The sequence below is a fragment of the [Clostridium] symbiosum ATCC 14940 genome (assembly GCF_000466485.1).
Classification (GTDB): Bacteria; Bacillota; Clostridia; order Lachnospirales; family Lachnospiraceae; genus Otoolea; species Otoolea symbiosa.
In genome coordinates, this window is record NZ_KE992888.1 from 1 (window position 1) to 11,064 (window position 11,064).

The 11,064-nt window shown below is 49.6% G+C and carries 8 protein-coding genes; 1 reads left to right on the forward strand and 7 read right to left on the reverse strand.

Going from position 1 to position 11,064, the window contains the following annotated elements:
• Nucleotides 1–64: 64 nt before the first annotated feature.
• A complete protein-coding gene (locus CLOSYM_RS09110; RefSeq protein WP_003501454.1) occupies nucleotides 65–553 on the reverse strand; it encodes a PaaI family thioesterase in 489 nt (162 codons plus the stop codon).
• Between the two features lie 197 nt (nucleotides 554–750).
• On the opposite strand from CLOSYM_RS09110, the gene CLOSYM_RS09115 reads away from it, so the two are divergent.
• Nucleotides 751–2,022 (forward strand): M23 family metallopeptidase, encoded by a 1,272-nt coding sequence (locus CLOSYM_RS09115; RefSeq protein WP_021641886.1) that lies wholly within the window; start codon nucleotides 751–753, stop codon nucleotides 2,020–2,022.
• Between the two features lie 201 nt (nucleotides 2,023–2,223).
• Here CLOSYM_RS09115 and CLOSYM_RS09120 read toward each other — a convergent pair whose 3' ends face one another.
• The 6 genes from CLOSYM_RS09120 to leuB all read right to left on the reverse strand — a co-directional run bounded on the left by CLOSYM_RS09120 (nucleotide 2,224) and on the right by leuB (nucleotide 11,007).
• Nucleotides 2,224–3,501 (reverse strand): DUF1015 domain-containing protein, encoded by a 1,278-nt coding sequence (locus CLOSYM_RS09120; RefSeq protein WP_044902294.1) that lies wholly within the window; start codon nucleotides 3,499–3,501, stop codon nucleotides 2,224–2,226.
• A 128-nt stretch (nucleotides 3,502–3,629) separates the two neighbouring features.
• Nucleotides 3,630–4,799, reverse strand: coding sequence for a phosphoglycerate dehydrogenase (locus CLOSYM_RS09125; RefSeq protein ID WP_003501451.1), 1,170 nt, complete (start codon nucleotides 4,797–4,799; stop codon nucleotides 3,630–3,632).
• Nucleotides 4,800–4,823: 24 nt separating this feature from the next.
• Nucleotides 4,824–5,909, reverse strand: a complete 1,086-nt coding sequence (serC, locus tag CLOSYM_RS09130) for a 3-phosphoserine/phosphohydroxythreonine transaminase (protein ID WP_044902295.1) — start codon at nucleotides 5,907–5,909, stop codon at nucleotides 4,824–4,826.
• A gap of 120 nt (nucleotides 5,910–6,029) precedes the next feature.
• Nucleotides 6,030–7,718, reverse strand: a complete 1,689-nt coding sequence (ilvB, locus tag CLOSYM_RS09135; protein ID WP_003501449.1) for a biosynthetic-type acetolactate synthase large subunit — start codon at nucleotides 7,716–7,718, stop codon at nucleotides 6,030–6,032.
• An 88-nt stretch (nucleotides 7,719–7,806) separates the two neighbouring features.
• Nucleotides 7,807–9,477, reverse strand: coding sequence for a dihydroxy-acid dehydratase (gene ilvD / locus CLOSYM_RS09140; protein WP_003501448.1), 1,671 nt, complete (start codon nucleotides 9,475–9,477; stop codon nucleotides 7,807–7,809).
• 444 nt (nucleotides 9,478–9,921) lie between these two features.
• Nucleotides 9,922–11,007, reverse strand: a complete 1,086-nt coding sequence (leuB, locus tag CLOSYM_RS09145) for a 3-isopropylmalate dehydrogenase (RefSeq protein WP_044902296.1) — start codon at nucleotides 11,005–11,007, stop codon at nucleotides 9,922–9,924.
• Nucleotides 11,008–11,064: the final 57 nt, after the last annotated feature.

The following is an 11,064-nucleotide window of genomic DNA, read 5'->3' on the forward strand; positions in this document are numbered from 1 at the left end:
GGCGTCCTCACCTGCTTAACTAAATCTCCATAGTATTTTCATCGCATAGCTGAGCTGTTTCTCCTTATCTTGGAAGGAGATGATAAAAAGTCATGGTAGTAGTAGCTAAAAGAGCGCCTTTATCATCATAAATTTTTGAATCGCAAACAGAAAATGTCTTTCCATTCTTTATTTCCACTGCCTCCGCAGTAATCTTTGACGTATTTTTACCGGCCCTCAGGTAATTAATGCTTCCATTTACCGTCGTAACCCGGTATTCGCCGGATGCTGCCGCAGCTGTCCCGGACACCGTGTCCGCCAGTGAAAACAGGACGCCGCCGTGAATGACTCCCAGTACATTCAAATGCCATGGTTCTATCTTTATTTCACATTTCGCATAGCCGGGCCTTCTTTCCAGAGTTTCGATCCCTATTTTTTCTCTGAAATCCACTCCGTCCGGTCCCAAAGCCCCGCCTTCTGCATAAATATCGGCATATGTTCCGCCCCTGTTCTCCGTCTCCGGGATTTCCTTTACGGAATTTTCTGTTTCTGCTTCCTTTCTGTTATCTTCCATATAATCATCACACCTTTCTCTTTCTACGGCAATTGTAAAGTATCAAGTTGTTACTGTTCACGGCCACAGGCCTTTCAAACAGGCATATTCCTACTTTTCCAGACATATGATCATAAGAGACACTTTTTTCAGACTTTTAGTCCATGATATTGCTCATGGTCTGATGCAGTGTCAGGATATAGGAAAGGGGAATCTGCTTGAACCGAATTATAAAAAAAGTAACGGCCGGGTTCGACCGGCTACTTCTCTTTCTACATAAACGACGAACCGGAATCATCATCGGCCTTGAAGCTATGGCCGTTCTTTTTCTGCTCACAGGCTGGTTTCTGGGCAAAAAAGGGATATCTGCTTCGGCCACTCCTTTTTCCGGCAATCTGTTCTCCATTTTTCACAGGGAGGAGGATGCCTCCACCGGCAAAAATGCAAAAGATTTTATCAAATGGGTTGACTTTGATGTCACCTCTGAGGCTATGACCCAGGCATTCCGGTATGATGTGGCTACTTGCCAGCAGGATATTCATTTAAACTGGACCCAACTGCTTTCGTATCTCGGCGCCAGGTACGGAGGCGATTTTTCGCGTTATTCCTCCTCCGACATGGACAAATTGGCAGAACAGTTAAAAAACGGCACTTCTATGGACGAACTCACAAAAGATCTGAAGTATTACTCCTACTACCTTGAGGCCTATAACGCCGTGTTGGGCGGCATGGTCGGATATTATGAAATCCAGATACCGCAATCCGAAGCGCCTGCCTTTGCCCTTTCAGATACCCAGATAAATGAAGGCGATCCCGGAGCCGGCGGAAGCGAGGGTGAAAGCCCTGATTCCGCCGGCAATCAGGCCCCGTCCGTTGAACCTCTGACGCCAGCAGGCGAACAGAAGGTCTGGGTGACGAAATACGGCCTGAAGGCGTTTCACCCGCTGGCAAAAAATTTTCCCTACAGCCATTATGATGATTTCGGTGTATCACGCTCCTATGGATACCGCAGACAGCATCTGGGCCATGACATGATGGGACAGACAGGGACTCCGGTTGTGGCGGTCGAATCCGGCTATGTGGAGGCCATCGGCTGGAACCAGTACGGAGGCTGGCGTCTGGGAATCAGAAGCTTTGATAAAAAACGATATTATTATTATGCCCATCTGCGCAAGGATTACCCATATCAGGCAAACCTTAAAGAAGGCAGCATCGTCACCGCCGGAGATATCATTGGATATCTTGGACGGACCGGTTACAGCGCTACGGAAAATACAAATAATATTGATGAATCCCACCTGCATTTCGGAATACAGTTGATTTTTGATGAATCCCAAAAAGAGGGAAACGGCGAAATCTGGATCGACTGCTATGAGATTATCAAGTTTTTGAGTATTAACCGCAGTGAATCCGTCAAAGTGGACGGCACCAAGGAATGGACCCGCATTTACCAGATGAAGGATCCGGCAGTTGGCGAGGTTACTCAGTAGAGGGCTAAAAAAGTTACTGTTCACACGGCAATGTTATGATGTTGGGGGCAAAAGGTCTTTTGACCCGGGGAAGATTGTCGTAGTTTGGGGCTGCGGGCGGAGATAAAGTCTGGGGAGCACACTCCCGCTCTGTGTCAGGTAATTCTCCAGCTAAACGACATTGGGATATGAACAGTGACCTTAATAGCCTGCAAAACAGTATCAGATTCTGTGAATAAACAGCCCGCTGCGAAGCTTCGGCTCAAACCAGGTTGACTTCGGAGGCATCAGAAGACCGGCATCCGCAACGGACAGAAGCTCTGCCATGGAAGTCGGGTACATGGAAAAAGCGACTGCCATATCCGTATCCGCTCTCCTCTCCAGCTCTTTTGTTCCGCGGATTCCTCCGATAAACTCAATTCTCTTATCTGTCCTCGGATCCCCGATCCCGAGGACAGGGGCCAGCAGATGATCCTGAAGCAGGGAAACGTCAAGGCCGCCCACCGGATCGTCTGTCATAATTTCCTCTTTCGCCTTAAGCGTGTACCAGAAATCGTCAAGCAGCATGCAGATTTCTCCTTTCCCGGAAGGTACTCTGCAGGAGTCAATTTCCTCCCCCATCGTCTCTTTGCTGCCCTGCGCTCTTTGCATTTTTCCTGTTATTTCAAATTTTTCCCGGACTCTGTCTAAAAATTCCCGGCTGCTCAGCCCGTTTAAATCCTTCACTACCCTGTTATAGGCCATAATCTGAAGCTCATCGTCAGGGAAAAGCACGGAAAGGAAATAATTAAATTCTTCCTCTCCCGTATATCCCGGATGTTCCCCGCGCCTTTTAAGCGCGACCTTCACGGCAGAAGCCGCTCTGTGATGCCCGTCCGCGATATAGGTAAACGCAACGGCCGCAAATTCTTTTGTGACAGCCGACACCCACTCAGGACGTGCAATCCGGAACACTCTGTGGCGCACGCCGTCCGGGGAAGTAAAATCATAGAGCGGAGCCTCCTTTTTTACCTCGGCCTCCAGCGCCTTTATGCTTTCCCTGGAGCGGTACGCAAGAAAAATCGGGCCTGTCTGGGCGCTTGTCACATCCACATGCCGGATGCGGTCCACCTCTTTATCCTCCCTGGTATTCTCATGCTTCTTCACGATCTGGTTCAGATAATCGTCCACCGAAGAACAGGCCGTAATGCCGGTCTGCGTATGGCCGTTCATGGTAAGTTCATAGAGATAATAGCAGGGAACCTCCTCAGCCACAAAAATCCCCTTCTCCTCCATCTCTCTCAGAACCTCCCCGGCTTTCACATAGACGCGCTCATCATAGGTATCCACGTCATCGGGAAACCAGGTTTCCGCTCTGTCGATGCTCAGAAAGGAAAGCGGCTCCTTCTCCACCTCTCTCTTCGCTTCCTCTCTGTTGTAAACATCATATGGCAGCGCAGCCACCCTCGATGCGGACTCTGCGGCGGGGCGCACGCAGTAAAACGGTTTTATCTCAGCCATTTTTATTCTCCTCCTTCTCATTTCTATTCAACCAAAAACACCGGGGCGGCCGCTTAGGAAAGCGGCCGCTCCGGCGCAACCTGCATTCAGCCGGGCTGCTGCCGAGCCTTCGGCAGAGCGGCAGCAAATTACCTGATTACACGAACACGCATCATTCCCTTGATCGCATTCAGCTTCTGGCGGGTCAAATCATCCAGCTCATTTTCCAAATCTATCAGGGTGTAAGCGTATTTCTCTTTGCTCTTATTCGTCATGTTGGCAATGTTCATATCGGTGGCGGCCAGGATGGCAGAAATCTGGCCGATCATATTCGGTATATTCATATGCAGCAGTGCAACACGGTTTACCGACGCGCACACACCCATATCACAGTCCGGATAGTTGACCGAGTTCTTGATATTGCCGTTGTTAAGATAATCCATCATCTCTTTCACCGCCATAACGGCGCAGTTATCCTCAGACTCTTCCGTGGAAGCGCCCAGATGCGGGATCACGATGGCATGCTCCATAGCCGCTGTCTTTACGTTCGGGAAGTCGGTTACGTAGCGTTTAACCTTTCCCTCCTTCAGGGCCTCGGCCATATCATCATCATTTACAAGCAGATCTCTTGCGAAGTTCAGGATTACCACACCCTCCTTCATATCCGCCATCGTCGTCTTGTTGATCATCTGTCTCGTTCCGTCAAGAAGCGGAACGTGGAGCGTTATGTAATCGCACTCTTTATAGATTGTGTCGGCAGACATGATGTGCTTCACATCTCTGGAAAGCATCCAGGCAGCATTGACGGAAATAAACGGATCGTATCCGTAAACCTCCATTCCAAGTGAAGCCGCCGCATTGGCAACCTCGGCGCCGATAGCCCCAAGGCCGATTACCCCAAGCTTTTTCCCTTTGATTTCATGGCCGGCAAACGCTTTCTTTGCCTTCTCGACATCTTTTGCAATATTCGGGTTTTCTTTTTCTTTTTTGCACCATTCAATACCGCCTGCAATATCACGGGATGACAGTATCAGGCCCGCAATTACAAGTTCTTTTACACCGTTTGCATTGGCCCCCGGCGTATTGAACACGACTATGCCCCGCTCGGCGCAGGCGTCCAGCGGAATGTTGTTTACTCCGGCCCCTGCACGGGCAACTGCACGGAGGTTCTCCGAGAACTCCATCTCATGCATGGATGCGCTTCTAACCAGGATTCCGTCCGCCTCAGCCGCCGAATCCACTATCTCATATTCTTCCGGAAACAGTCCGGTTCCGAGTTTCGAAATCGGATTGAGGCAGTGTATCTTTCTTCTTTTCATATCCGTTACATCCTCCGCTTCTCATCACTTTGCGTGCTTTTTCTCAAATTCACGCATAAATTCCACCAGCGCTTCAACGCCTTCGATTGGCATTGCATTATAAATGCTGGCTCTCATACCGCCTACGGTGCGGTGTCCCTTTAAATTAACGAATCCGGCTGCTTTTGCCTCCTTGACAAACAGGGCATCCAGCTCTTCATCTCCCGTAACAAACGGCACGTTCATCAGGGAACGGTCTTTCTTCCGGGCCGTACCTCTAAACAGACGGCTCTCATCCAGGAAATCATAAAGGATCTTCGCCTTCTTCTCGTTGCGCTCCTTCATCACTTCCAGTCCGCCCATTTTCTTCAGCCACTTAAATACTTTGCCGCACATATAAATCGTATAGGTGGGCGGCGTGTTGAAAAGGGAATCATTGTCCGCATATGTCTTATAGCGCAGCATCGTAGGCGTACCCGGAAGTACATCCTCCGTAATCAGGTCTTCACGGATTATTACAATGGCAACACCGGCCGGCCCTACATTCTTCTGTACACCGCCCCATAAAATACCAAATTTGCTTACATCGATCGGTTCTGAGAGAAAACATGAGGAGATATCTGCCACCAGGGTCTTTCCCTTGGTGTTTGGAAGTTCATGGTACACGGTACCATAAATGGTATTGTTCAGGCAAATGTAAACGTAATCCGCATTCTCGTCAATCGGCAAATCAGAGCAATCCGGTATGTAGCTGAAGGTCCTGTCGGCGCTTGACGCCACCGCATTGGCCGTACCGAACAGCTTTGCTTCCGTATACGCTTTTTTTGCCCACTGGCCTGTGATGATATAGTCGCCGACTTTATTCTTCATCAGATTCATCGGGACCATGGCAAACTGCACGTGTCCGCCTCCCTGTACAAATAATACTTTGTAGTTGTCGGGAATATTCATCAGTTCGCGCAGATCTTTTTCAGCTTCGTCAATAATATCCTGGAAATCTTTAGATCTGTGGCTCATCTCCATGACGGACATCCCACATCCTTTGTAATCCAGCATCTCCTCAGCCGCTTCTTTCAGTACTTCTTCCGGCAGTACAGCCGGACCTGCCGAAAAATTGTAGACTCTGCTCATAGATAGTTCCTCCTCTTTTTCCTCATATCTCTTCTCATGATTTGTAACAATCCATGCAGCATGAACTGTTACCATTATAAACATCCGAAAATTCGGATGTTTATAATAATGTTTTCTATTTTACAACTGTTCAATCCGTAAGTCAATCTCATCAAAGGCTTCTTCGATTGGTTTTCCAGCCGGAACCATCGGGAATACCTTGTCATCTGTCCCGATCTGACAGTCAATTACCACCGGAACATTCAGACTGATGGCCTCGAGCAGAGTCGGCTCCACCTCTTCCTTTGTCGTGATGCGGTATGCCTTTGCACCCAGGCCTTCCGCCACCTTTACGAAGTCTACCTGATCATTCAGGTTCGTCTGGGAGTACCGCATTCCGTAGAAGAGTGTCTGCCACTGGCGCACCATTCCCAGCACATGGTTGTTAAACACAATCTGGATAATCGGAATATTATAGCGGGTTGCCGTGGCAATCTCATTCATATTCATGCGGAAACATCCGTCCCCGCCTATATTGATTACCAGTTTATCCCTGCATCCCATCTTAGCCCCGATCGCGGCTCCGAGACCGTATCCCATCGTGCCAAGGCCGCCCGATGTGAGAAGCTGTCTGGGGCGTTTGTACTTATAATATTGTGCAGCCCACATCTGATGCTGGCCTACATCCGTCGTAATGATTGCCTCCCCTTTTGTCACCTCATAAATCTTTTCCATAATATAAGGCCCGGTCAGCACTTCTTTATTATAACGCAGCGGATACATATCCTTTAAACGCTCCACATGGGCAATCCACTGATCATGGTTAATCGGATCGAGGCGGGCATTCAGCCTTCTGAGTATCACTTTCACATCACCGATCACGCTGGCGTCCGTCTTTATATTTTTATTAATCTCAGCCGGATCCACATCCAATTGGAGAATCTTTGCATGGGACGCGAAGCGGGACGCATCTCCTACGACGCGGTCACTGAACCTGGCTCCTACAACTATCAGCAGATCGCATTCCGCCACCCCGAAATTAGAGGTCTTTGTACCGTGCATGCCAATCATTCCGGTATACAGTTCGTCTGTCCCGTCAAATGCTCCTTTTCCCATCAGGCTGTCTGCGACCGGAGCCTGGATCTTGTGGGCAAAAGCGTGAAGTTCGTCGGAGGCCTCCGCCGCAACGGCTCCTCCGCCTACGAAGATAAACGGCTTTTTGGAGGAACGGATCATGCCCAGGGCTTTTTCCAGGTCTTCCTCTGTAATATCGGAAGACTCCCTCTTTACCTCCTCCGGCTTTTTATATTCGTATTCACACTCTGCGGCCGTTACATCCTTCGTGATATCGACAAGGACCGGGCCGGGCCGGCCGCTTTTGGCGATTGTGAACGCCCTTCTCAAAACTCCGGCAAGCTTTGTCACATCCTTGACAATAAAGTTGTATTTTGTGATCGGCATCGTCACGCCGAGAATATCGATTTCCTGAAAGCTGTCTTTTCCAAGCAGGTTAACAGCCACATTACAGGTGATGGCCACCATCGGGATGGAATCCAGGTTTGCCGTCGCAATTCCCGTCACAAGGTTGGTCGCGCCGGGTCCTGAGGTGGCGAGGCAGACTCCAACCTTGCCCGTTGCCCTGGCATAGCCGTCGGCCGCATGGGACGCTCCCTGCTCATGGGAGGTCAGGATATGGGTGATTTCATTCTGATGTTTATAAAGCGCATCATAAATGTTTAAAATAGTGCCTCCGGGATAGCCGAATACGGTATCCACTTCCTGCTCTTTTAAGCATTCGATGACAATTTCTGCTCCTGTTAATGTCTTCATTTATTTCCCTCTGCTTTCCTGTGTTATTTGTAACAATTCAGCCTTGTTATCGTTTGTTGCAGTTTGGCCGAAGGCAAAACTGTCGTGTTTATTTCTTTGGAACCTCCAGTACGGCGCCTCTGTTGCCGCTGGTAACCATAGACGCATATCTGGCCAGATAACCGGTCGTAACCTGCGGAGTTCTCGGCTGCCATTTCTTTCTTCTCTCTTCCATCACTTCGTCCGATACAAGTACATTGAGGGCATTATGATTGATATCGATGGATATGATATCCCCCTCCTCCACAAGTCCGATGGGACCGCCCACGGCCGCTTCAGGAGATACGTGTCCGATGGAAGCTCCCCTGGAAGCTCCTGAGAAACGGCCGTCTGTGATCAGGGCTACACTGGATCCAAGCCCCATTCCTGCAATCGCCGATGTCGGATTCAGCATCTCTCTCATGCCGGGACCTCCCTTCGGACCTTCATAGCGGATCACGACCACATCTCCGGCCACAATCTTACCGCCCTTGATGGCCGCAATTGCATCCTCCTCGCAGTCAAATACGCGGGCCGGGCCTTCATGCTTTAACATCTCCGGCGCTACTGCGGAACGTTTTACTACCGCCGTGTCGGGAGCCAGGTTTCCTTTTAATACGGCAATGCCGCCTGTCTCGCTGTACGGGTTGTCGATTGGCCTGATGACCTCCGGATCCCGGTTGATGCAGTTTGCGATATTCTCGCCCACTGTCTTTCCCGTAACAGTCAGGCAGTCCAAATTCAGCAGATCTTTCTTTGCAAGCTCGTTCATAACTGCATACACGCCGCCTGCCTCATTTAAATCTTCCATATAAGTAGGGCCGGCCGGCGCCAGGTGGCAGAGGTTCGGCGTTTTTACGCTCATCTCGTTGACCAGCTCCATATTCAGCTCCACACCAGCCTCATGGGCAATCGCCGGCAGGTGCAGCATGCTGTTGGTTGAACACCCGAGAGCCATATCCACGGTGAGGGCATTTAAAAATGCTTTCTCCGTCATGATGTCCCTGGGGCGGATATTCTTCTCATACATCTCCATTACTTTCATGCCGGCATGCTTGGCCAGCTTGATTCGCTCCGAATATACGGCGGGAATGGTACCGTTGCCCTTCAGTCCCATGCCTAGCACTTCCGTCAGACAGTTCATGCTGTTGGCCGTATACATACCGGAGCAGGAACCGCAGGTCGGACATACCTTGTTCTCAAATTCCGTTACTTCTTCCTCCGTCATCGTCCCGGCCGCATAGGAACCAACCGCTTCGAACATGCTGGAAAGGCTCCTCTTCTGCCCGTGGACTCTTCCGGCCAGCATCGGTCCTCCGCTGACGAATACGGTCGGCACATTGACACGGGCCGCCGCCATCAAAAGCCCCGGCACATTCTTGTCACAATTTGGAACCATGACAAGGGCGTCAAACTGGTGGGCCAGCGCCATGCACTCCGTGGAATCGGCGATCAAATCTCTCGTCACCAGTGAATACTTCATTCCCAGATGTCCCATGGCAATTCCGTCGCAGACTGCTATGGCAGGAAATACCACCGGTGTTCCGCCTGCCATCGCCACTCCCAGCTTGACTGCCTCTACAATCTTATCGAGATTCATATGTCCCGGAACAATTTCATTATAGGAGCTGACGATTCCCACCATCGGCTTTCTCATCTCTTCCTCGGTCATTCCAAGTGCATTAAATAATGATCTATGGGGCGCCTGCTGCATCCCTTTTCTTACTGCATCACTTTTCATCTTTTCTCGTCTCCTTTTTAAGTCTCCGTCCATTTTTCGGTTTATCTTTTATTGTACAGCATTTCCAGCGATTTTTCACCTGTTTTATATGGCTTTTTCCATCTTTTTTTTCAAATCTTACAAGTATTTCCCGCTTTTTCCGAATTTTTGTAAAGCGGAGTCCGGCCGGCCTGATATAAGCAATATAGTTTGTCTATAATCTGAATGATGGAGTTTTATGCAAAACTCCATCATTTCTTCCATACACAATTTCTGTTTTTTCAGCAGATACACTACTCACATGACAATAATAAACATATATTTACTATTGTCATGTGACTATATTAAATCTTTTATCCGGCTTTATATCGCCTTTTCAGCCTTTTCATGGCCTCAAACTGCTTAAATCGTTACACTGCACATAACAGTTCAGGCAGCATGAACTGTTACCTCTGCACAGCTCTGTCAGCGGATTTTCTCGCAGATGAGCCTTCCCATCTCTGTCGTTCCCACCTCTTTGCAGCCTTCTGCCATAATGTCAACCGTCCTGTACCCATCCGTCAGGACCTGCTGCACGGCAGCTTCCACGGCTTTTGATTCCCTGTCTAAATCAAAAGAATAGCTGAGCATCATAGCCGCCGATAAAATCGTGGCGATAGGGTTCGCAATATCCTTGCCGGCAATGTCGGGCGCGGAACCGTGGCTTGGCTCATAAAGTCCGAATCTGCCTTCGTTCAGGCTGGCCGATGAGAGCATTCCGATGGAGCCTGTGATCATGCTGGCCTCATCGGAAAGAATATCTCCAAACATGTTCTCCGTCAGAATTACGTCAAACTGCCCCGGGTTCATGACAAGCTGCATCGCACAGTTATCAACGAGCATATGGGAGAGCGTAACCTCCGGATAATCCTTTGCCACCTCTTCCACCACTTTTCTCCAGAGCCTGGAAGAATCCAGCACATTGGCTTTATCAACACTCGTCACCTGTCTGCTTCTCTTCATTGCTATGTCAAAGGCCTTAACGGCGATTCTTCTGATCTCTTCTTCATTATATACGAGTGTGTCCACAGCCTGAAGCATGCCGTTCACTTTCTTCGTATGGCGTTCCCCGAAGTAAAGTCCTCCCGTAAGCTCCCTCATGATGACCATGTCGAAGCCGTCACCGATAATTTCTTTCTTCAGGGGGCAGGCGTCCGCAAGCTCTTTATAGAGATAGGCCGGACGTATATTGGCAAAAAGTCCGAGTCCCTTCCTGATAGCCAGCAGCCCGGCCTCCGGCCGCAGATTTGGCGCCACGTCATACCATCTGGAATTGCCGACGTTGCCGCCGACAGCGCCCAACAGCACAGAATCGCTCTCCCTCGCAGTCTGAAGCGCCTCGTCGGTGAGCGGTACCCCGTGAACGTCGATGGATGCGCCTCCCATAAGCACTTTTGTATATTCAAATGTATGGCCGTATATCTCTCCGACACGGTCAAGCACCTTGCATGCCTCTCTCACGATCTCCGGACCGATACCATCTCCCGGAATCACTGCGATTTTATAATTCATTTTCTCATCCTCCTGCTTCGATAAGGTAGTGTCAAGTTTCACTACCTGTTTTATTGT

Excerpts from the sequence above, each read along its gene's own strand:
- ilvB (WP_003501449.1), bottom strand. The coding sequence starts at position 7,718 with ATGAAGACATTAACAGGAGCAGAAATTGTCATCGAATGCTTAAAAGAG.
- CLOSYM_RS09120 (WP_044902294.1), bottom strand. The coding sequence starts at position 3,501 with ATGGCTGAGATAAAACCGTTTTACTGCGTGCGCCCCGCCGCAGAGTCC.
- CLOSYM_RS09125 (WP_003501451.1), bottom strand. The coding sequence starts at position 4,799 with ATGAAAAGAAGAAAGATACACTGCCTCAATCCGATTTCGAAACTCGGA.
- CLOSYM_RS09110 (WP_003501454.1), bottom strand. The coding sequence starts at position 553 with ATGGAAGATAACAGAAAGGAAGCAGAAACAGAAAATTCCGTAAAGGAA.
- serC (WP_044902295.1), bottom strand. The coding sequence starts at position 5,909 with ATGAGCAGAGTCTACAATTTTTCGGCAGGTCCGGCTGTACTGCCGGAA.
- ilvD (WP_003501448.1), bottom strand. The coding sequence starts at position 9,477 with ATGAAAAGTGATGCAGTAAGAAAAGGGATGCAGCAGGCGCCCCATAGA.
- leuB (WP_044902296.1), bottom strand. The coding sequence starts at position 11,007 with ATGAATTATAAAATCGCAGTGATTCCGGGAGATGGTATCGGTCCGGAG.